Genomic DNA, 23,231 nt, shown 5'->3' on the forward strand with positions numbered 1-23,231 from the left:
AGCGAACAATCAACACAGCCGACCGCGCTGGGATGTGCCGCAAGCGATTCGGCCACCGGATTCGGCGGCACCGGTGCCGAGTCGACTCGACGATGTACCGAGAATCTCCGATCTTCTCGGTCGTGTCGGAGCTGAGCGCCGGGCAGGCGCAGGCATGAATGAGCGGCGGCACGCGGTGGTGCTCGGCGCGGGCATCGCCGGATTGCTCGCCGCTCGGGTGCTTTCCGAGCACTACGCCAGGGTCACCATTTTCGAGCGCGACATGGTCGCTGGCACCGCCATGCGACGCGGCGTACCACAGGCACGGCACCTGCACGGACTGCTGGATCGCGGCCGGACCATCATCGAACAGCTGTATCCGGGTTTCACCTCCGAAATGGCCGACCGGGGCGCGACCACGGCGGAGCCATTGGTCGGAACCCGCTGGTATGTAGGCGGTTTGCGGGTCGCACCCACATCAACCGGCCTCACCTCGGTAATGGCGACCAGACCGCTACTGGAAGAGGTACTGCGACAGCGAACACTCGCGGTACCGGGTGTGCGCCTGTGCGAGGGCACGGCGCGCGGCCTCATCGGCGACGCCACACGGGTCCGGGCGGTGTCGGTCTCCGGCGGATACGGGGCAGAGGCGCATGCCACGGACCTCGTCGTCGACGCGACCGGCCGCGGCTCCCGCGCGAGCGTCTGGCTGGCCGCTCTCGGAGCGCGGATACCGCGGGAGGAACGCCTCGAGGTCGATCTCGGCTACACCTCCAGGCTCTTCCGTTGGCGGCCGGGCCAATTGGGCGGCCACTCATCGGTGATCATCTCAACCGGGCCGAATGGCCGTGGCGGCGGTGCGATTCGGGTCGAGGGCGAACGCTGGCACATAACACTGGCCGGAATGCTCGGCGATCATCCACCGACCGATCCGGACGGCTTCGCCGAATTCGCCGCCACCATTGCCGCACCGGATATCCACGAACTCATCACCACCTCCGAATCGCTCGACGACGCTGTGCCGCACCGGTTCCGATCGCCCGTGCGCCGCCGCTTCGAGCGGCCTTCCGCCGTGCCGCAAGGCTTTGTGGTTCTCGGTGACGCGCTGTGCAGCTTCAATCCGCTGTACGCGCAGGGCATGGCCGTGGCCGCACAGCAGGCTCTTGCCTTACGCGAATGTCTGCGCGCGGAATCCGACCAGGCCAAACTGCCTGCCCGATACTACTGCGCCGCTGGCAAAGTGATCGATGTCGCGTGGCAGCTCGCTGCGGGTGCCGACCTCAGCCATACCGGCGTCATCGGCCCGCGCACGACCCGTACGCACCTCACCAATGCCTATGTCGCCAGAGCACACCGTGCCGCACATGTCGATCCGCAGGTCGCGCGAACCTTTCTGCGGGTCGCCAATCTCGTCGAACCGCCCGCGGCGCTGGTGCGACCGTTGATGGCGGCCCGAATCCTGCTGCGCGGCAACGCGCAGTCCGCCGCGGTCCCCGACCGTACACCGATCCCTATCGAACCGACGAGGTGACGGGTCCGCAATGCCGCGCCCCGCACCGCCACATTCCGACCGGCCGCGCCGCCAGTTCGGCGGTGCACCGCACAGAAGGGACCACCCTGATATGTCGCATGCGAATACGGCGGTGGCGGGCCAGGATTCCGCCATCCAGACCGCCATCGCTCAGCTATTCGGCCCGGAAGGCAGACCCGACCCGTACACGCCGGCACGGGTCCTGCGCGAAGCGGGCCCGCTGCATCAGACTCCACTCGGCCACCATCTGCTGACCCGCTATGAGGACTGCACGGCAGTGCTGTCGACCACCGCGTGGAGTCATGCGGAAGAAGCCGCGATGATGCACCCCACCGTGTCACCGGAGGACGCACCCGAGGAACTGCCCACCTCATTTCTCTGGATGGAGCCGCCGGACCACACGCGGCTGCGCAATCTTGTGACCAAGGGGTTCACCCCGCGCATGGTGACCAGGCTGCGCCCGCGCATCGAGGAGCTGACCGAGGAGCTCGTCGACAATGCTCTGGCCGCAGGCGAATTCGATCTTGTCGAGATGATCGCCTATCCGCTTCCGTTGATCATTGCCTGCGAATTGATCGGTGTACCGCCGGAGGCATACGAGCAGGTGCACCGGTGGTCCCAGGACCTGGCCCGCGGCTTCGATCACGACTACACGCTGCCCGAGCAGGCGCTGAAGGCTCGCAGCGCCGGTTCGCGCGGCTTCATGGGCTATTTCCGTGAGTTGCTGAACGAGCGGCGCCACGATCCGAAGGACGACCTGCTGAGTGTGCTGTCGCAGGTCGAGGACCGCGGCGACGTGCTCACCGAACAGGAACTGCTGGCCACGTGCATCACCACCTTCGTCGCTGGACACGAGACCACCGCCAATCTGATCGGTACCGGCATGCTGCAGCTGATGCGCAATCCGGGTGAAATCGCCGCCCTGCGCGCACGTCCCGAGCTGACCGCGTCCGCGCCGGACGAACTGCTGCGGCTGGAGCCGTCGGTGCAGATCACCACCCGCGCCGCGACGCGGCCGATCACCGTCGCGGGCCATGAGTTCGACACCGGGGAAGGAGTTGTGGTGCTGATCAATTCGGCCAATCGCGACGATACGGTGTTCCCGGATCCCGACCGGGTCGACGTGGCCAGGTATTCCGATCCGATGTATCCGGCCAAGAAGCACCTCGGGTTCAGTCTCGGCATCCACTACTGCCTCGGCGCACCCCTGGCATTGCTGGAGATGGAGGTACTGCTGGACGTGCTGTTGCGCAAAGTGCGTGATATCGAACTGCTTTCGGACCAACCGCCCTATAAGCCGAATGTGGTCATTCGTGGCCTGGAGGCCCTGCCGACGAGGTTCACCGCCAACTGAATTGTGCTCGGACCCGGTGTAACGGCACGTCGGGTCCGAGGTGGGCGGCGCCAGCGAGGCGCAGTCCTGAGTTATTCGCTCTTGTCTCGGCCCATCGTTTCCGGGATGCTGAATGGTCGCGGCCCGTGATAGCACACCGCCGCACGCACCGGGGTCAGTTCACCCGGTCGCAATGGTCTCGGCGATATCCGTCCGATCGCGGTTCATCCTTGGTTACCTGGCTCCGCTAACGTTTCGGGTACGCGGAATAAGGAGCCGGCGGCATGGAGTTCCGACATCTGGTCTCATTCATCACTATTGCCGAAGAGCTGCATTTCGGCCGCGCAGCGCAGCGCTTGCATCTCACGCAGCCCAGTCTCAGTGCCCAGCTGCAGAAGCTGGAGAAATCACTCGGCGTGCAACTGGTCGCACGTAACTCCCACGAGGTCAAACTGACCCCCGCGGGCCGAGAATTCGAGAGTCAAGCCCGCATCATTGTGGCCCAGATGGATCGGGCCGCCCAGGTCGCCAAGGCGACCGCCGAGGGGCGCGCGGGCACCCTCAATATCGGTTACAACCTTCCGGCCAGCAGACATGTGCTCCCGGATGCGCTCACCAGAATGACCGAACGGCATCCCGATATCGTGGTGTCGCTGTGGGAGAAGCGCACCGGCCCGCAGCTGGCGGCGCTGGCCGACGGCTCGCTCGACCTGGCGCTGGTCTACGGCCACCCGAGCACCCCGGATTTCGCTTATCGCCGGTTACTGCACCGGGTTCCGCTGGTGGCGGTGGTCGGGCGCAGACACCGCTGGGCCGACCGTCCCGGCGTGCCCTTCGCCGAATTGGCCGGACAGGAGTGTGTGCTGTTCGCCCGCGAACAGTGTCCGGCCATGTACGACTCCATCTTCCGCGCGGCGGCGGACACCAGGATCAGCTTGGCCGTCGCGCAGACCGCCGATGATCCCGGTGCGACCGCGCATATGGTATCGGTGCGTCCGTTCGTCGGATTCGCCTCACTACCGCGTGCCATCTCGATGGGGATGGGTGCCCCGGGCAGTATCTCGGTGGCGGTCAAACTGTTCGATCCGGTGCCGACATTGGATTTGTACGCGGTGTGGCGTACAGACGAGACGAATCCGGCGGTTTCGTTTTTCCTGGAGTGCATCGATTCCCCGGAACCGGCCCGTATAGATATTGCCCGTGCGCTGTCGGCCTGAGTCCTTCGATAGGCCATGACATTCGCGCGGTAGGAACCTCTATGTCGGCGGGGACGTAATTCATTGCCGCCGACCAGAATTCGACATTGTGAATACAGTGTCAGTGTCAGTGTCAGTGACCGAGAACGGAATCGACCTACCGGACGACGCGAGTTTGTACTCGGTGATTTCCGGTGCGGCCGCGGCACATCCGCGACGGCAGTCGCTGTGCGGCGCGGACGGGACGCAACTCACCTGCGCCGAGGTGGACCGGCGGGCACGAGCGCTGGCCTCGGCGCTCGCCGGGCGTGGCGTGCAAGCGAGGGATCGGGTCGCGATCCTGGGCCGCACGAGTCTGGAGTGGGCGCTGCTGGATTGCGCACTGCTCGCCCTCGGCGCGGTGGTCGTTCCGGTGTATCCGACCTCCTCGGCGGCGCAGATCGAGCACATCCTGCGCGATAGTGGCAGTGCGTATTTCGTCGGCGAGGACGAATCCGATGCGGCGCGCCTGCGTGCCGCGGGTGCGGGCGAGGTCTGGACCTTCGCGCTGATCGCGGAGCTGACGACGACCGAAATCGACGCGGATCTCGATGCCCGCATCGCCACGGTGCACGCCGACGACCTGGCCATGATCGTCTACACCAGCGGCACCACCGGTGTCGCCAAGGGATGCTTGATCACGCACCGCAATATGTTCGTGTCCTCGGCCAATACCGTGCGGCAGACCGGTGCGCTCTTCGATGGCACGACCGTGTTGGCGCTGCCGTTGTCGCACGTCTTCGGACAGACCATCCTGTTCGCCTGCTTGTTCGGCGGCAGCCGCACCCATCTGCTGCCCGGCATCCCGGATCTGGTGCCGGTGCTGCCGACGCTGCGGCCGACCTTCCTGGCGCTGATTCCCTACGGATTGGAAAAGATTCGCAAGTACTGCCGAACCCTGCTGTCCGGCACCGAGGAGCAGGAGGCGGTGGCGCGTGGCCTGGCGTTGCTGGGTGACCGAGCGATGCCGGAACCGTCCGACCATCCGGTTGCGGCCGCGCTCGGTGGGCAGCTGCGCTACGTCATCTCCGGCGGCGCTTCGCTCGACGAATCGACGATCGGGTTCTACGCCGGCTTCGGGGTGGTGCTGCTGAACTGCTACGGGCTCACCGAGGCGGCGACCGCCGTGACGGTCAGTGCCCCGGAAACCAATCGGCTCGGCACCGTCGGGCGACCGATTCCGGGGACATCGGTAGCGATCGCGGACGCCGATGGCGAGGTGCTGGTCTGTGGACCGCACGTCTCGCCGGGCTATTGGGGCACGGCAGCGGACCAGGCCGTCGTGAACGACGAAGGTTGGCTGCACACCGGCGATCTCGGTGAACTCGATGCCGATGGCTATCTGCGCATCACCGGCCGCAAGAAGGAGATCCTGGTGACCTCTGGGGGCAAGAATGTCGCGCCCGCGCCGCTCGAGGACCGGGTGCGACTGCACCCCTTGGTGAGTAACTGCATGGTGGTCGGAGACGGCCGCGATTATGTCACCGCATTGGTGACGCTGGATCCGGTGCAACTGCGACGTTGGCGCGGCGACCATCCCAACGGTGATCTCGAGGCCGCCGTGCAGACCGCGATCGACGATGCGAATTCCCTTGTTTCCCGTGCGGAATCGATCCGCACATTTCGAATTGTGGACGGCGACTTCACCGTTGACGAGGGATTGCTCACCTCGTCCCGGAAACTGCGCAGAGCCGCGATCGCCGCGGCTTATTCCACCGATATCGATTACCTCTACCCGGCACGCCAACCCGCGCAATAGGCGCGATCTCGAAATCTCGACTACCGGAAAGTGATGCGAATATGTACGACGTCATCGTTGTCGGAACTCGGGTCGCGGGTTCCCCGCTGGCCATGCTGCTCGCCAGGAAGGGTTACCGGGTCCTCGCCGTGGACCGTGCCACCTTCCCGAGCGACACTCCCTCGACCCACTACATCCACCAGGCCGGACTCGGCTTGCTGCGGTCGTGGGGTCTGCTGGAGCAGGTGGTGGCCTCCGGTTGCCCGCCCATCCGGCACCTGAACTTCTCCTACACCGACATCGTCATCAAGGGTTTCGCCGATGTGGCGGCCGACGGCATCGACGCCGTGTATTGCCCGCGCCGCACCGTGCTGGACAAGATCCTGGTCGACGCGGCCGGGAATGCCGGCGTCGAGGTGATCCACGGGTTCTCCGTCACCGAGTTGGTGTTCGACGAGGACCGCGTGGTCGGCATCCGCGGGCGCGTCCGTGACGGCGCCGAACAGGAGTTCCGTGCCGGTCTGGTGATCGGTGCCGACGGCTCGAATTCGACCGTGGCCAAGGCGGTCGGCGCCGAGGTGTACGAGGGCTCCCCGGCGGCGTGCTTCGTCTACTACTCCTACTATGACGGCGTCGACTGGGGCATGCAGCACCGCACCGGATTCGGTGAGCAGCAGTTCGCGGCGTGGCCGACCAATGACGGACTCTCGCTGGTGGCGGTGATGCGCAAGCGCGACCGTTTCCGCGACTTCCGCACCGATCCCGATGCCGGTGTGCAGGAGATCGTCGACCAGATCGACCCCGGACTCGGTGCGCGCCTGCGGGATACGGGCAAGCGGGTCGAGCAGTTCCGCCCCATGCTCTACCCGGACAACTACCGTCGCCGCTCCTACGGACCCGGTTGGGCGCTGGTGGGCGACGCCGGTTACCACAAGGACCCGTTCACCGGTTGGGGCATTACCGACGCCTTCAAGTACGCCCAGCTGCTGGCCGAGCTGGTCGACGCTGGCCTCTCCGGAGCCAGGCCGCTCGATGCGGCGCTTGCCGAGTACCAGGTCGAACGCGACGCCCAAAGTGCCAGCACTTACGAACTGACACAGAGCCTCTCGGAGCTGACCCTGACGCCGTACTACGACTCGGTATTCCGCGCGACCAGCTATGACGAGGACTACTCGAAGAAGTTCTTCGGGCTGATCGCCGGAACCTACTCGCCGGACAAGTACTTCGGCGAGCAGGAGCTGACCGAGCTGTACGAGAAGGTCGACTTCCCGGTCGACGCGCGGCATATCACCAAGGATGGGGTGTCGGCATGAGCGAGCGAACCATGTCACAGCGCGCATCGCGCACGACGCAGCCGAGCGTCAGCGAGGTGCGGTCGTGAGTGGACTAACGGCACTGGGGGACAGCTTCGTCGAGGGTCGCGGTGACGCCGCGGCCGGTGGCGGTTACCGCGGCTGGGTGCCGCGATTGGGTGGCCAGCTCGGTCTGCGACCGGCCGCAGTGCGCAACTTCGGTACGCACGGTGCCACCACCAGCAGTGTGCTCGAACATCAACTGCGCCAGGCTGTTTCGACGCGAGCCAGTCTCTTCGGTGTGGTCGTCGGTGTGAACGATCTGGTCAGCGATTTCGATTCGAATCGGTTCGAACGCAATCTCTGGACGGTGTTCGACACGCTAGGTGGCACTGGCGCGACGGTTTTCACGGCGAGCTACCCGGATATTCCGGCTCGCTTGCCGGTGCCCGATGGATTCCGTGCACTGCTGCGGGATCGGTTCGTCTTCGCCAATACGGTGCTGGCTGCCGTCACCGCCGAAACCGGCACGCTGCTGCTGGATATCGCCACACTGCCCGAATGGGAGCAGCCCGAGGTGTGGACCGCCGATGGTCTGCACCCGAGCTCGCTCGGTCACCACATGTTCGCCGCGGGTGCGGCCGAACTCGTCGCATCGCGTACCGCGACCACCGTCGCCGCCTGATCTTTCCACCCGGTTCGAGAGGAACTTTCGTGACAGACGACAGACGCCTGGCGCGCAACCCGATCGCCATTGTCGGGATGTCCGGGCTGCTGCCCAACGCGCACAACCATCGAGAGTATTGGCAGAACATCGTCGACGGCGTGGACTGCACCACCGAGGTGCCCGCCTCGCGCTGGAGCCTCGACGATTACTTCGACGCCGATCCGGACGCCCCGGATAAGACCTACTCGCGTCGCGGCGCGTTCCTGCCCGATATCGACTTCGACCCAGTGGAATTCGGGCTCCCGCCCAATCAACTCGAAGTCACCAGCACCATGCAGACGCTCAGTCTCGGCGTGGCGCGCGATGTGCTGATCGATGCGGGCGCGGTCGATTCCACCTGGTACGACCCGGGCAACACCGGCGTCGTGCTCGGCACCACTGGACCGGTGCCGCTGATGCATCCACTGGCGGCGCGCCTTTCGACACCGGTGTTGAAAGAGGCGGCGCGCTCGGTCGGGCTCTCCGATACCGACGCCGATACCATCGCCGATAAGTTCGTCGCGGCTTTCGCACCGTGGGAGGCGAATTCGTTCCCGGGTCTGCTGGCCAATATCACCGCGGGCCGGGTCGCCAATCGGCTCGGCCTCGGCGGTATCAACTGCACCGTCGATGCGGCGTGTGCGGCATCGCTTGCCGCGCTGCGGACCGCGATTGCCGAACTGCAGGACGGCCGGGCCGACATGATGATCACCGGCGGTGTGGATACCGAGAACACCATCTTCATCTATATGTGCTTCAGCAAGGTGGGCGCACTGTCGGCGAACGGACAGATCAGCCCGTTCTCCGCCGATGCGAACGGCACGCTGCTCGGCGAGGGCATTACCATGCTCGCACTGCGACGGCTGGAAGACGCACGTCGCGACGGCAATCGAATCTATGCCGTCATCCGCGGCCTCGGTTCCTCCAGCGATGGCCGGGCGAAGAGCATCTACGCGCCGCGCGCGGGTGGCCAGCGGGTCGCGCTCGATCGTGCATATGCCGACGCTGATTGCTCGCCTGCGGATGTCGCGCTGATCGAGGCGCATGCGACCGGTACACCAGTCGGGGACAAGACCGAACTCACCGCGCTGAAATCACTACTGTCCGAAGCGACTTCGGAGCCACGGTTCGCGGCGCTAGGCAGTGTGAAGTCGCAGATCGGGCACACCAAGGGCGCCGCGGGTACCGCTTCGGTGATGAAGTTGGCACTCGCACTGCATCAGAAGGTGTTGCCGGGCACCATCAATGTGGCCGCACCCAATGCGGAGATCGCATCGGATGACGCGCCCTACTACGTGAATACCCGGACTCGGCCGTGGATCCGGGATCCGCAGCGGCCGGTGCGTCGGGCCGCCGCCTCGGCATTCGGGTTCGGTGGCACCAACTTCCACGTCGTGTTGGAGGAGGCCGACTCCGTTCGCGGACCGGTATTGCATCGCACGGCGCGGGCCCATCTGTGGCATGCGCCCGATGTGGCGGGACTGGTGGACGCGGTTCGCAGCGTGGATGGCATCGACGGCGGCGATATTCCGGAGGACCACGCGCGCATCGGATTCGTCTCGGTAGACGACGAGAATGCCGCGCACCTGCGGGCGCTGGCGGTCGACGAACTGGTGCGCAACCCCGCGGCCGTGGCGTGGGATCACCCGGAGGGCGTGTACTTCCGGGCGGCGGCACTGCCGGAGCGCAGGATCGGTGCGCTGTTCGCCGGGCAGGGCAGTCAGTACGTCGATATGGGATCGGATGCGGTGCTGAGCAATCCGTCTGTCGGTGCCGCCTTCGACGCCGCCAATATCGCATTCACCGGGGCGCCGGTACGGCTGTCGTCAGTGGTATTCCCGCCCCCAGCATTCGATGAAGAGACATCGTCGGAACAGGAAAAGGCCTTGCGCCGAACCGAATTCGCGCAACCCGCGATCGGTGCGCTATCGGCCGGGCAATTCCAGACGCTGGCGGAGTGCGGATTCCGTGCGAATGGATATCTGGGGCACAGTTTCGGCGAACTCACCGCGCTATGGGCCTCCGGTGCGATCGCTACCGAGGACTTCTTCGCCCTGGCCCGGGCACGCGGGGCGGCGATGACACCGGCAGCAGGAGTCGAGGCCGGGACCATGGTGGCGCTCGGTGCGTCGAGGGAAATCGCCGAGGAACTACTCGCCGGTATCGACGATGTCTGGATCTGCAATCACAATGCGCCCGATCAGGTCGTGGTCGGCGGCGGGCCGGAGGGGATCGCCGCCGTCGTCGAGCAGGCCGGTGCGCGTCGGGTGGCGACGCGGGCCCTGCCGGTGTCGGGAGCGTTCCATACACCGTATGTGGCGCATGCGGTGGACGCGTTCGCCGACGCGACCGCGGCGGTGAACGTCGGTGCGCCCGACGCGCCGGTCTACGCGAATACCCCCGGCGCTCGCTATGGCGACGATGTGGTTGCCAATCGAGCACTGCTGACCGAACAGCTCAGTAAGCCGGTCGAATTCGTCGCCGCGCTGACCGCGATGCGTGCCGATGGCTGCACGGTATTCGTGGAATTCGGACCGAAGCAGGTGCTGACCTCATTGGTGCGGCGCACCCTCGGCGACGATGTCATCGCCATTGCGACCGATTCCGGTCCCATCGGCAATAGCGATCTCGCGCTGGTACGGGCGGCGGTGCGGCTGGCCGTGCTCGGCTTCGGCCTGCACGGAATCAATCGGGATGCCGCGCCTCTGCCAGCCCCGCGTGCCTCGAATCGTGCGATGACCGTGACGATCTCGGCGCCGGAGTACGTGCCCGAGAGTAGGCGTGCGGCGTATGCGGCCGCACTCGATGACGGTTATCGAGTCAGTGTTTCCGCACCGACTCCGGTCGACACCGTGGTCGATCCTCAGCCCGAAACGCTGCCGGTGGCAGCAATGTTCGCCGAACCTACGGAGACGACTGTGTATCAGCCCTACGAGTCGGACGCGCTCGACAGTGCGCTCGTGCAGCACCTACAGACCCACCGTCAGTTCCTGGACGGACAGCTGGATATGGCACGCGGCTTGGCCGGTGCGCTCGGCAGTGGATCGCTCGACGAGGCGACCTTGCGGGCGATCGAAGCCGTAAAGGATCACGGTGTCGCGATCAGTGAAAGTCATTCGCGGGCAAGTGAAGTGCTCGCGCAGTTGGCGGAGCTGGAGGGTGGATTCGCCCCTGTTGCGCGGACATCGGCCGTGACGCGGCGGGTGGAGTCCACTCGGCAGGCGGCGATCGAGTCGGCCCCCGAGCGGCGGCCGTTGGCTTCGACGGGTGTGGACAGCTCGGATGCTGCCGGAATCAGGGCGGGGCGTTCGGGGATTTCCACCAACGGTGGGCCGGTTGTTTCCGAGTTCAACGGTGGTGTTGCGACTGGTCCCGAGTTCCAGGCCAATGGTGGCGCGGCTGCCGCGGGGGCTGAGGGCGGCGCGTCCAGCGCGGCATCCGGCTCTCGGACATCCGCCGAGGCACTGCTGAGTGCGTTGCGCGAGGTCGTGGCCGACAAGACCGGCTATCCGGTGGAGATGGTGGATCCGTCGATGGATCTGGAGGCCGATCTCGGGGTGGATTCGATCAAGCGGGTTCAGGTAATCGGTGCGCTGCAGGAGCAGTTTCCACAGCTGCCCGATCTGGGTCCGGAGCAGTTGGGAACGCTGCGCACGCTCGATCAGATCGCGGATTTGTTCGGGGACGGGACAGTCTCCGGGCTGGCTGGTGCGCCTACGGCGGCTTCGCCCACGGGTGCTGCCGGAGGTGCCGCGCCTACAGCTGGTGCCGGAGCTGTCACAGCTTCACCAACGGCGGCTCCTGGAACTGCCGCGGCGGCCGCGCCCACGGTTGGAGCTACTGCTGCACCTGGGGCTGCTGCCGGAGCTGCTGCGGCCGCCACACCCCCAGGTGGTGCCGGGCCCGCTGCGCCTAGGGACGCTGCCTGGACTGCTGCGGCGGCCGCACCCACAGTCGGTGCCGCACGCGCGTCGGCCGCCGCGCCCACCGGTGACGACCTGCGGATCGCATTGCGACAGGTCGTAGCCGAGAAGACCGGCTATCCGGTGGAGATGGTGGATCCGTCGATGGATCTGGAGGCCGACCTCGGCGTCGATTCGATCAAACGAGTCCAGGTGATCGGCGCGCTGCAGGAACGGTTTCCAGAATTACCCAGCCTCGGTCCGGAGCAGCTCGGCACGCTACGCACTGTGGATCAGATCGTCGACGAGCTCGCGACGTCGGTGGGTGGTGATGTCCACCCAAAAGCTGAGGCCGCGGCCGAAACGCCGCGGTATGCCGTCGAACTGATCACCCTGCCGTCGCTGGACCGGGCCGTTGCCCCGTATCGCGAGGACGGTGTGGTCGCGTTGGTCGACCTCACCGGCCAGGCGGACGCAGACTGCGCCGCCATCGAATCCATGCTCACCGAGCAGGGCTGGTTGGTGCATCGTACGGATTCGGCAGGCCTGCCGAATCTCGATTCCGTCGATATCTGCATCGCGGTGCTGAGCTGTGAGTTCGCCGATTGGGAGGCCGCGCAGCGGTGGCTCGGCGCAGCCGTGCTGACCGCAGGTCACGCGGTGCCGCGCTTGGCGAAGACCGATGGTCGGGCGGCGTTCGTCACGGTGACCCGGCTCGATGGTCGCCTCGGCTTCCTCGGCACGGCGGGTCCGATTGCCGCGCTGCTCGGCGGAGTCGGCGGTGTCGTGAAAACCCTTGCGGCCGAACAGCCCGAGCTGTTCTGCCGGGCACTCGATATCGACCCGAAAATAACAGCGGCGCGACTGGCCGAGCTGGTCAACGCAGAGTTGCACGATGCCGCACGTGACACGCTCGAGGTGGGTATCGATGCGGCGGAGCAGCGTAGGACGCTGGTGCCGAGTGCGCACGCGTCCGCCCGTCCGATAGGCCTCGTGCGTCACGAGCAAGGGCCGAGTGCGCTTACGGCAGAGGATGTTCTGCTCGTCACGGGTGGCGCGCGTGGCGTTACCGCCACCTGTGTCCGTGCGCTTGCGCAGCGCAGCGAGGCGCGCTTCGTGCTCCTCGGCCGCTCCGAGCTGTCACCTGAACCCGACTGGGCTGCAGGCGTTCCCGATGCCGAACTCAGAGCCGCGGCCGTGCGCGCACTGGTCAGCACCGGAGCGAAGCCACGCGATATCGAGCGTGCGTGCGCCCGAGTGCGGTCCACCCGCGAAATCACCGGAACTCTGACCGAATTGGGTTCGCGGGCAGAGTATCTGGCCGTCGATGCCACCGACGAAGCGGCGGTGCGCACCGCACTCGCACCGTGGCGCGACACCATAACCGGCGTCGTGCACGGGGCAGGTGTGCTGGCGGACTCCATGCTCACCGATAAGACGGCTGAATCCATTCAGCGGGTGCTCGATCCCAAGATCTCCGGGCTGGCCACTGTACTGGCCGCGCTGGGCGAACTTCGGCATCTGGTGCTGTTCACCTCGGTGGCCGGGCTATTCGGCAATGCGGGTCAGGCCGACTACGCGGCGGCGAACGAAGCACTGTCTCGATTCGCGCTGAGCTATCGGCGACGCCATCCCGACTGCCACGTCACCGCGATCGACTGGGGAGCCTGGGACGGCGGCATGGTGACGCCCGAACTGCGCGAGCATTTCCACGCTCGCGGCATCGCCCTGCTTGACCCCGGAACGGGTGCGGCGGCCTTCACCGAACAGTTCACTGCGGACCGCTGCGACGACGCGGTAGTACTGATCGGTCCAGCCGAAAGCCTCACGGGCGATACGACCGTCGAACCACCCGCGATGCAGGCCCGGCGGATCATCACCGGGCTCACCGACGATCCGATTATCCAGGCGCACCGAATCGGCGAACACATCGTGCTACCAGCCACTTTCGGTATCGGCGCGATGGTGAACCTGGCCGAGCGCAGCCTTCCCGGTCGAACGGTTATCGGTGCCAGGGATTTCGAGGTCCTCAAGGGAATCGTGTTCGACTATCCGGTGGATGAACTCGAACTCGAACTCGTCCCCGGTGCGTCGGCCGACGGTCGAATGCTGGTCATGGCGACCGTCCGTAGTGACGATGCGCTGCACTTCCGGGCGACGTTGCTGCTGGCTGTCGAACCAGATCAGCCGTCAACCAAGGCGATCCCGACCGGATCGGTCAGCGACGCCAATATCTACCGCGACGCCATCCAGTTCCACGCGCCTGCCCTCCAGGGCTTGCGTACGGTACTGGCGGCCTCGGACGAGGCGATCGTCTTCCATTGCGCCTTGCCCGCCGCGCGGGTGGCCGATGGCGCCTATGCCGGTCGCCTGCACGATCCGGTTCTAGCCGACCTGATCCTGCAGGGCCCACCGGTGCTGGGCTACCGACTCCTCGGGGCAGCCTGTCTGCCACTGGGCGTCGGCCGGGTCGACTACTACCGGCAGTTGCCCACGGACGAGCCGTTCCTGCTGACCGTGGACAACCCACGGCCAGGCAGCTTCGATGTCCGGATCGACGCCACCGCGACAACATCGGATGGGACAGTGCTACAACGCTTCTCGGACGTCACCGTGGTGACGACACCGGATCTGACCGCGAAATTCCAGGCTTCGGTGCGGGGGTGGTCGGCATGACGGTGCTCGAATTCGACGGGGTGCCATTCGATCCGGTCGGTGCTGCCGCGGCCAAGGGTACGGCCCAGGAAAGCCCGGCGCTCCACGAGAGCCAGGTGGTCCACGGGAGTCCGGCGGTGCGCGAAAAACCACCGGTGCACGAGAGACCGGCTGCGCACCAGGCGTCTGCGAGGAGTGAAACGCCAAGGCAGGAAACGCCTGCGGTGCAGGAAGTCGAAACGTCGACCGCCGCAGCAAAGGCGCGCCCGCAAACTCCGGGACCCCTCACCGAGATACGTTCGGGCGTCGTCGCCGCCCACCGCGCCGCGCTGACCGCCCAGGTCGCACTGCAACGGGCTATATGGCAGCTGACGGTACATCCGCAGGTTCCGGTGGCGGGCCGGGGCCTCAGCAACTCGTCCATCTCGAGTGCACGCATCTCCGCCGCACCGGAGTGGGCATTCAAACCGCTGGTCCGCACGACCTGTACCAGTCTTGATCGGGCCGCACTGGTACGCCTCACCCAGGGCGATGCCACCGGTGCGTTCGGATATCGGCGCTCCGGCGTCGAATCCGTGGCGCGGCTAGCGGCGGCGGGCCCCTTGGCCCTCACCGAGGTCGTAACAATCGAACTGCGCGGGGGCACCGGAAAGGGCCGCGTGGTAGCGCATTTCGACGGCGATGCACGAGCCGCCGCAGTACAGGCGGCCGAGGTATTCGCACTGTTCACCGGCATGCAGCTGTGCCTGTCGCGGAGCACCCTGGCCAGCGAGTCGGCCACATCCGAAAGTCGCGCTGGCACAGTCGAATTCATAGTCACGGAGATCGACCTGGTTCCCCGTCCGCATGTCACCGGTACCGCCACCGTCACGGGTTCCGTTCCACTGGAAGTCACCGTGAGGGTGGCGGAACCGACGGGCACGGGCGTGGGGCCAGGTGACGCGGTCCCGGGCCTACTGCTCAACGAATTCCACATGACCCACCTCGCCCGCGGCGACCAAGCCATCGCCATGGGCCCTGAGTTCGCCGAATACACCGGCGTCCGAGCAACCCGCCTGCCGACGGGCGGATTGCTCCTGGTCGACCGTGTGCTCGAATTCCAGGGTGCCCGTGGCAAATTGGACGCCGCGACGTACCGCACCGAATACGACTCACCCGCCGATTCCTGGTACTACGGCGATACCGCCAATGAATCCATGCCGCATTTCGTGTACATGGAGACCTCGCTGCAGGCGGCACTGTTGATGGGCTACTACGCGGGTCCCACCCTCACCCAGCCGGGGGTCACCCTGAGCCTGCGCAACCTCGGTGGCACCGCAACCGTTCTGCGCCAGGTCGATCTGCGGGACAAGACTATCGAGCAGACCTCGCGCCTGCTGTCGACGACGATCCTGCCCGGCTCATCACTGCAGAATTTCGACTACACGCTGAGCGTGGACGGAGAACCCTTCTACACCGGCGAGACCATGTTCGGGTACTTCAGCGACGAAGCACTGGCGAACCAAACCGGCCTCGACGCGGGGCGGTCCGTCCCGACCTGGCTGGACGAGCATCCGCAAGCCACCCGCACCATCGATGTCGCCGCTCGCCGAGCGGATCCGAACGGGCGGTTGTGCGCGCGCCGCACCCTGGCACTGATCGACCGGATCGACGTGGTCGACGGCGGCGGAAAATACAATGCGGGCTATCTGCATTCGCTGCGCGAAATCGACCCGTCGGATTGGTATTTCGCCCGCCACTTTCACCTGGACCCGGTGATCCCGGGATCGCTCGGGGTGGAATCGGTCATCCACGCCATCCAGGAGTGGATGCTCGATGCCGGATTCGCCGACGCGATCGCCGATCCGGTCTTCCGCATCCCCAGCGATATCGCCTTCACCTGGCGCTACCGCGGCCAGTTCTTGCCGACCGATGCGACGGTGCGGCTGGAGGCGCACATCAAGGAAATCCGCAGGGGCGCAGAGGGTGTCACCGTGATCGCGGACGGTTCGCTGTGGAAGCCGGGGCTGCGGATCTATGAACTCATCGACCTCGCGGTCGAACTCGGTACGCGAGAGGAGCGGTCGTGACCACATCGTCAACCAGCGTCGTCGCGGAGACCGCCGCCGAAATCACGGACGTACTGCTCGACGTGCGGCAGCCGTGCTGGATCGTGCGGCACGACGGCCGGATGGGCGCGACCTCGGATGCCGCGGTCGCGGCCCGATCACAAGTGCTCACGGCGGTCGCGCCGCTGCCGCCGGAGTCGCTCGGGGACAAGCGGTTCCGCTCGACCCACGGTGTCGGCTCGGCATACACGGCGGGTGCGATGGCCAATGGCATCGCCGCACCGGCTTTGGTGACGGCGATGGCGCGGGCGGGCTACCTGGCCTCCTACGGTGCGGCCGGGGTGGCCCCCGCTGCGGTCGATGCGGCGCTGGCCGAACTCAGTGCGCTGGGAAAGCCCTTTGCCTGCAACCTGATTCACAGTCCGTCCGAACCGGCGTTGGAGCGCGCGATTGTCGATTCCTGCCTGCGGCACCGCGTGCGTTGCGTCGAGGCCTCGGCATTCATGGGCCTGACCACCGAGGTCGTGCGATACCGGGCGGCCGGGCTCAGCAGTGACCGGCACGGCCGGCTCGAGGTGCGCAATCGCCTGATCGCCAAGGTGTCCCGAGTCGAGGTCGCCGAACCCTTTCTGCGCCCTGCACCTGCCGATCTGCTCCGCAGACTGGTCGAATCCGGTGATCTGACATCGGAACAGGCCCGCCTGTCCGAGCGGGTGCCGATGGCCGACGACATCACCGCGGAAGCCGATTCCGGCGGCCACACCGATCGCAGACCACTGCTCGTACTGTTCCCGGAACTGGTCGCCGCGCGCGATCGAATCGCCACCACGGTCCCCGCAGCGGCGTCGGTACGGATCGGCGCGGCGGGCGGCATCGGCACCCCCGCTGCCGCCGCGGCCGCCTTCGCACTCGGCGCCGCCTACGTGGTGACCGGCTCGATCAATCAGGCCACCCGCGAGGCCGCCCAATGCGAAACAACCAAACAACTACTCGCCCGAGCGGATTTCGCCGACTGCACAATGGCCCCATCCTCCGACATGTTCGAACTGGGTGTACAGGTCCAAGTCCTGCGTCGAGGCACCATGTTCGCCGCCCGCGCCCAACGCTTGTACGACACCTATCGCGCCTACACCGGATTGGACGACATCCCCACCGACCTACGCCGCGATCTCGAAGCCACCCTCTTCCGACGGCCACTCGAAACGGTCTGGCAGGACTGCGTCACCTACTTCACCGAGCGCGACCCCGTGCAACTGATCGGCGCGGCCGAAGATCCAAAACGCAAGATGGCCTTGGTATTCCGCTGGTACCTCGGCCTGTCCTCCGGTTGGAGCATCCGTGGTGAAGCTGACCGCACCCCCGACTACCAGATCTGGTGTGGCCCCGCCATGGGCGGCTTCAACAAATGGGTCGCCGGAACCTACCTCGCTGTCCTCGACAACCGCCACGTATCCGAGATCGCCGACCAAATGATGCTCGGCACGGCCTACCTCACCAGGATCGCCCAACTGCGCACGGCAGGCGTGCGGTTACCAGCCGAATGCACCCGGTTCGTGCCGCGACCTATACAGCAGCGCTGACCAGCGCGGCGAGATCGCCGTCCCGCGTGATCCGGATCAGCGTCGAGCTCGGAATCTCCGCTCGCAGTATATTCCGAGCTCGACGCTGATTCGGTGCGGATCCGGCTGGCCGATCGTGCCCTGCGTACCGAACTTCATCGGATCTCCCGAAGCGGCTGCCCGAGCGCAGCCAGAATCATCCGAGGGCACCGTCCCGGTTTTCGGCGGCGAACCTGCGTCGCTCCGGACCGTGACCGGGCTGCCGCCGGGTCGCCGGCCAGCCGCGACGAACCGCGTGGGTCTGCGCATGCGATGCGCTTCGCCATTATTGCGCAACAAAAGGTTGCGTGTCTCCGGCCTTCGTGGCAGGGTGATGTGCAACCAATGGTTGCCTATCAATGGAATGGGACGTGATCGGACATGAGTGGTTTGCTCCTCGAGGATAAGAGCGCTGTGATCTATGGCGGCGGGGGCGCTATCGGCGGCGCTATCGCACGGGTATTCGCCCGGGAGGGCGCGAGGGTCTTCATCGCCGGGCGCACGCAGGCGAAGCTCGACGCCGTGGCGCGTGATATCGGCGCCATGGGCGGAACAGTCGAAACCGCACAAGTTGACGTTTTCGATCAACAGGCGGTCGAAAAGCACGCCGATGCGATCGCGGCGGCGGTCGGCGAGATCGACATCGCCCTCAACGCCGTGAGTGTCATGCACGACCAAGGGACTTTGCTCGCGGACCTCTCGCTGGAGGAGTTCATGCGGCCGATCGACGGCTTTCTGCGAGCCCTGTTCATTACCAGCAAGGCTGTGGCACAACACATGGGTCGCCAGCGTCCCGGCGTCATCCTGACGTTGTCCGAGCCAGGTGCCAAATTGGCTGTGGGCGGCATCTTGGGGCACAGTGTGAGCGCGGCCGGCAAGGAGGCCTTCGCACGGAACCTGGCCGCGGAGCTGGCGCCCAGCAACATTCGGGTCATCGGTATCCGTCCACACGCTGTCGTCGACGCGCCGGCAGCGGGTTCCTACACCAAGGACCTCTTCAGGCAAATCGCGGCAGCGTCCGGGCAGTCGGTGCAGGAATTGCTCGAAGGCGGGGCGATGGCGCAGGCGACGCTGCTGAAGAGGTTGCCTACGCTGTCCCACATCGCGGAGACGGCCGCGTTCCTGGCTTCGGATCGAGCTGGATCCATGACGGGAGCAATCGCCAATCTGTCCGGCGGCGCACTCGTCGACTGAGTTTCAGGTTTCAACTCGGGCTACTTCAACCCCGACCGCACGAACGCGTTCACGATGTGCCGCTGCAGCAGCAGATACATCAGCAACACCGGCAGGCAGGCCAGACTTGCCAATGCCATCATCGGCCCCCATTGATCTCCTTCGGTACCCATGAAACTGCGCAACCCCAGCTGCAGCACGCTATTGGATTGGCGCAGAACGACTGCGGGCCAGAAGTATTCGTTCCAGGCGTTGATGAACAGCAAGATGGCCAGGGCGGCTAGGGCGGGGCGGAGGTTGGGGACGACGACGGTCCAGAGGATGGACCAGGAGGAGCGGCCGTCGATTTTTGCGGCGGCGACGAGCTCTTTGGGGAAGCTGGCCATGTGCTGGCGCAGTAGCAGCACCGCGAGTGCCGAACACAGGGTCGGCAGCACCACGCCGATCAGGGAATTGACCAGTCCGAGCCGGGTGAGCAGCACGTAGTTCGGCAGCATCGTCACCTGGAACGGAACCAACCAGGTGCCGACGAATGCGAGATACAGGATCCGCTGGAACGCGAAGGTGTACATCGCGAACGCGTAGGAGGCCAGCAGCGCCACCAGCAGCTGTCCTGCCGCGGACAGCGCCGCCACGAAGAAGGTATTGGCGATCAAGCCGACTACATCGACCTTTTCGGCGGCATCGGTGTAGTTGGCGAAGGAGATCGGCCAGGGGAAGGGGGACAGCGAGGTGACGTCCTCGGGCCGCCGCAGCGAGGTGGCGAACAGCCAATAGATGGGGAAAACGCACACCACGGCGGTGGCCGCGAGCAGCAGATGGCTGGTCGCGGTCCGCAGACGGTCAATCATCATGGAAGGCAACCCTTTCCGAGATCCAGACCAGGATCCCGGCGATCACGCCGAATCCGGCGAACAGCAGCACACCGGCCGCCGCACTGAGTCCGGCGTCGAAACTGTGGAAGGCGTAGTCCCACAGCAGGTAGTAGATATTGGTGGTGGCCTGCGCGGGACCGCCCTGTGTCATCGAATCGATGAGCGGGAAGGTCAATGTCGGGCTGAGCAGTACGGTGGTCAGTACCAGGAACAGTAGTGTGGGGGACAGTAGCGGCAGAGTGATCCAGCGCCGGATCTGTCCCGGACTCGCGCCGTCCACCTGCGCCGCCTCGTCGTAATCGCCACTGATGCCGGCTAATCCGGCCCACACCACCAGCACAGCGAATCCGAGCAACTGCCAGCCGGTGATCCCGATGATGACGGCGTGCGCGGTGTCCGCGTCGTATACCCAGTTGCGATCCGAGCCGAGCACTTGGTCGACGAAGCCGCTGCCGGGATGCAGCAGCCACCGCCAAACCGCCGCTGCCGCGACGGGAGCCACCAGGAACGGCACGAAGATGAAGGCGTGGTAGAAGGTCCGGGCCCGCACCCTCCTGCTGGCCAGCGCGACCAACACCGGCAGCACAACAGTAAACGGAAGCATGCCTAGAATCAGCACTCCGGTCCGCTCGACCGAATCCCAGAACGCCGGAAGTTGTGCCAGCCGTTCGTAATTGCCGGTTCCGACGGGTTTCATCGGCGAGGTCGGCAGGAGATTCCACGAATAGGTGGACAACTCGAACGCCTGCACCAGCGGCCGATAAATCCACACCACCAGCAGGAACAGCGCAGGCGCGAGGTAAAGGTAGGGCACCACGAACCGCCCCGCCCTGCGGAATCGGACGAGACGGGGCGTCTGCGGAATCGTTACGTTATCCGGTGCCGCAGTCGGGGTTTCGACTACAAACATTTACCTGGCCTCGGCGGCCAGTGCGGCCAACTGCTCGAGCACATCGGCTTCGGCACGGTCGTAGACGGTTTCGGCGGGCGTCGCCTCGATCGCGGTGGCCACCAGAGTCGTACCGAGCAGATCGATGCGGCTGTAACCGAAACCGGTCAGGCCACGGTGCCGTCCGAGCGGTGCGATCGTATCGATGCGATAGGCCAGTGCGGGCCCGATCCACACCGGAATGCCGCCGAGGGCGGCCGCGCCCGTCAGATGGTTGTGCCCGCAGATGATCAGTCGCACATCCGATCCGGCAAGCACCTCACCGAGCAGTTCCGGCTGCTCGAGCCGCAGATATTCGGTTGCCGCGACCGGTGACGGAATCGGCGGATGGTGCAGCACCAGCAGGGTGCCGTGCGGTGCGGGCTCGCGCAGTTGATCGGTCAACCAGTCCAGCTGCTCGGGTTCGAGCCGTCCGTCGTGCCGGCACGGTGTGCTGCTGTCCAGCGCGATGATCCGCAGTCCGGCGACGTCGACCACCTGGTCGTGGGTGAGGTCCGGATCGACCGACTCGAGACCGAGCAACTCGATGCCGAACGCCGTGCGCTCGTCATGGTTGCCCATCGCGTACACCGTCCGCGCGCCGAGTTCGGCGGCCACCGGCTCCACCGCGTCACGCAGCCGCCGATATGCCTCCGGAGAACCGTTATCGGTCAGATCCCCCGACAACACCAGCGCGTCGATGCGCTGTCGCGAGGCCCGCAGTTGCTGTAGCACCTGGGTGAGGTTGGCGTAGGTGTCGATGTTGCCGTGCACCCGCTCCCCGCTGGCCCGGATGTGGGTATCGGTCAGCTGAACGACCGTCACCGTGCTCATGACGCGGGCAGGAGTTCGGCGCCCCGTTGCCGGGCGGTGGTCAAGGTGGACTGGGGATCCTTGCCCTGGAACACAATCGACTCGACCGCGTCCATCATGCCGTCACGGATCTGCAGATAGTTGCTACCCGGCATCGAGATCCACGGCTCCATATTCGCCAGCTGCGCGACATTCGGCTTCAGCAAGGGATTCTGCTCCGACCAGGTCTTCAGCCCGTTCGGATCGTCCATCAAACCGGGTCGCAGCGGCAGATAGCCGATGCCCTGCGAGATCTTGGTATAGGCGTCCTCGCTGGTGAGGAATGCGATGAGATCCCACGACGCCCGCTGCTTGGCCGGGTCATTGGACAGGATATGCAGCGATGCGCCGGAATTCGTCGGCACGGTCGGCTTGCTGCCGAAGCTCGGCATGGGTGCCGCTCGCAGATCCCACTTGTCCTTGGCGCCCGTAACGAAGGTGCCCTGGATGGCGCTGGTCTCCAGGATCATGCCGATCTCACCGCGCGCGAACGCCTCATAACCCTGCTTCTGGTTGAGCTTCGGCATACTGCCGGAATCGACCAGCTGCTTGCTCATCTGAGTGACCTCGACCGCGGGCGCGTCCGCGAACGACAGCGTCTTGCGGTCCTCGGAGATGACCCGGCCGCCATTGGAGCGCACCATCGACTGGAAACACCAGTCCTTGGCCGTCTTGGTCAGGCAATCGATGTACACACCGCCCTTACCGGTCTTCGCGGTGATCGCGGCGGCCGCATCGGAGACCTGCTGCCAGGTGGCGGGTGGCTTGGCCGGATCGAGCCCGGCCTCGGTGAACAGCGAGGCATTGAAATACAGGACGGGCGTGGAGAATACGAACGGAACACCGTATGTGTGGCCGTCCCAATCGGCGAGCGTGCGCGCCTTCGGGGCGAACGGATACTTGGCGCCGTCGAAGTTGTGCTGGACTTCCTGCTTGGAAACCAGCGTGTCCAGCGGCTTGGCGCCGAGCTGGTGGATGGTGTAGTCCAGATCGCTGAAGCCGAGCTGCGCGACGTCGGGTGGGGTGCCCGCGACCATCTGGTTCTGAATGCTGGAGATGGTGTCTGTGGCCGGATTCGGGCTATTGCCCTGCGGCTTCTGCGCGGTCACCTTGATATTCGGGTACTTCTTGCTGAAATCGGCGATCAGCGCGTTGAAGGTGTCGGTCCACGCCCCCGCGAGTCCGTAATTGTAGGACTCGAACACGATGGACACCTGCTGATCCGGCTTCAGTTCCGGGATCTGGGTGGTGTCGGCATTCGAGTCGGTGGTGGTGCTCCCGAGTCCGCCGCAGGCGCTGAGCGCGACGGTGGTTGCGAACACCAGGCCCAGTACGGGCACGGTGCGTTTCACGGTGGTTCTCCTCATCGCTGAAGGGTGGTTGTTT

At 65.7% G+C, this 23,231-nt stretch carries 14 protein-coding genes; 10 read left to right on the forward strand and 4 right to left on the reverse strand.

Features of this window, described 5'->3' with window-relative positions:
• Positions 1-154 precede the first annotated feature (154 nt).
• The 10 genes from ACQP2U_RS09975 to ACQP2U_RS10020 all read left to right on the forward strand — a co-directional run bounded on the left by ACQP2U_RS09975 (position 155) and on the right by ACQP2U_RS10020 (position 19,211).
• Positions 155-1,510: an FAD-dependent oxidoreductase gene (locus tag ACQP2U_RS09975; protein ID WP_433714400.1), complete on the forward strand. Its 1,356-nt coding sequence runs from the start codon at positions 155-157 to the stop codon at positions 1,508-1,510.
• A 91-nt stretch (positions 1,511-1,601) separates the two neighbouring features.
• Positions 1,602-2,864 carry a cytochrome P450 gene (locus tag ACQP2U_RS09980; RefSeq protein ID WP_433714401.1) on the forward strand — a complete coding sequence of 421 codons (1,263 nt, stop codon included), beginning with the start codon at positions 1,602-1,604 and terminating at the stop codon, positions 2,862-2,864.
• Positions 2,865-3,127: 263 nt separating this feature from the next.
• Complete coding sequence (locus ACQP2U_RS09985) at positions 3,128-4,060, forward strand: LysR family transcriptional regulator (RefSeq protein ID WP_433714402.1); 933 nt, start codon at positions 3,128-3,130, stop codon at positions 4,058-4,060.
• Positions 4,061-4,175: 115 nt separating this feature from the next.
• Positions 4,176-5,837, forward strand: a complete 1,662-nt coding sequence (locus ACQP2U_RS09990) for an AMP-dependent synthetase/ligase (protein WP_433714403.1) — start codon at positions 4,176-4,178, stop codon at positions 5,835-5,837.
• Positions 5,838-5,878: 41 nt separating this feature from the next.
• Complete coding sequence (locus ACQP2U_RS09995; RefSeq protein WP_433714404.1) at positions 5,879-7,129, forward strand: NAD(P)/FAD-dependent oxidoreductase; 1,251 nt, start codon at positions 5,879-5,881, stop codon at positions 7,127-7,129.
• 64 nt (positions 7,130-7,193) lie between these two features.
• Positions 7,194-7,793 carry a GDSL-type esterase/lipase family protein gene (locus ACQP2U_RS10000; RefSeq protein WP_433714405.1) on the forward strand — a complete coding sequence of 200 codons (600 nt, stop codon included), beginning with the start codon at positions 7,194-7,196 and terminating at the stop codon, positions 7,791-7,793.
• A gap of 29 nt (positions 7,794-7,822) precedes the next feature.
• Entirely contained in the window at positions 7,823-14,392 is a 6,570-nt protein-coding gene (locus tag ACQP2U_RS10005; protein ID WP_433714406.1) for an SDR family NAD(P)-dependent oxidoreductase, read from the forward strand.
• A complete protein-coding gene (locus ACQP2U_RS10010; RefSeq protein WP_433714407.1) occupies positions 14,389-16,440 on the forward strand; it encodes a beta-hydroxydecanoyl-ACP dehydratase in 2,052 nt (683 codons plus the stop codon). Before ACQP2U_RS10005 ends, ACQP2U_RS10010 begins: the two co-directional genes overlap by 4 nt.
• A complete protein-coding gene (locus ACQP2U_RS10015) occupies positions 16,437-17,999 on the forward strand; it encodes a PfaD family polyunsaturated fatty acid/polyketide biosynthesis protein (protein WP_433714408.1) in 1,563 nt (520 codons plus the stop codon). Before ACQP2U_RS10010 ends, ACQP2U_RS10015 begins: the two co-directional genes overlap by 4 nt.
• Before the next feature lie 399 nt (positions 18,000-18,398).
• Positions 18,399-19,211, forward strand: a complete 813-nt coding sequence (locus ACQP2U_RS10020) for an SDR family NAD(P)-dependent oxidoreductase (protein WP_433714409.1) — start codon at positions 18,399-18,401, stop codon at positions 19,209-19,211.
• Between the two features lie 20 nt (positions 19,212-19,231).
• On the opposite strand, the gene ACQP2U_RS10025 is transcribed toward ACQP2U_RS10020, so the two are convergent.
• Genes ACQP2U_RS10025 through ACQP2U_RS10040 form a run of 4 tightly spaced genes read right to left on the reverse strand, consistent with a single transcriptional unit; the run spans position 19,232 to position 23,212 of the window.
• Positions 19,232-20,044 (reverse strand): carbohydrate ABC transporter permease, encoded by an 813-nt coding sequence (locus ACQP2U_RS10025; protein ID WP_433714410.1) that lies wholly within the window; start codon positions 20,042-20,044, stop codon positions 19,232-19,234.
• Entirely contained in the window at positions 20,034-20,975 is a 942-nt protein-coding gene (locus ACQP2U_RS10030; RefSeq protein WP_433714411.1) for a carbohydrate ABC transporter permease, read from the reverse strand. The genes ACQP2U_RS10025 and ACQP2U_RS10030 overlap by 11 nt, the downstream gene beginning before the upstream one ends.
• Positions 20,976-21,827, reverse strand: coding sequence for a metallophosphoesterase (locus ACQP2U_RS10035; RefSeq protein ID WP_433714412.1), 852 nt, complete (start codon positions 21,825-21,827; stop codon positions 20,976-20,978).
• On the reverse strand, positions 21,824-23,212 hold the full coding sequence (locus ACQP2U_RS10040; protein ID WP_433714413.1) for an ABC transporter substrate-binding protein: 1,389 nt from the start codon (positions 23,210-23,212) through the stop codon (positions 21,824-21,826). The genes ACQP2U_RS10035 and ACQP2U_RS10040 overlap by 4 nt, the downstream gene beginning before the upstream one ends.
• Between the last annotated feature and the right edge of the window lie 19 nt (positions 23,213-23,231).

It is taken from the genome of Nocardia sp. CA-084685, from assembly GCF_050955785.1.
GTDB lineage: Bacteria > Actinomycetota > Actinomycetes > Mycobacteriales > Mycobacteriaceae > Nocardia.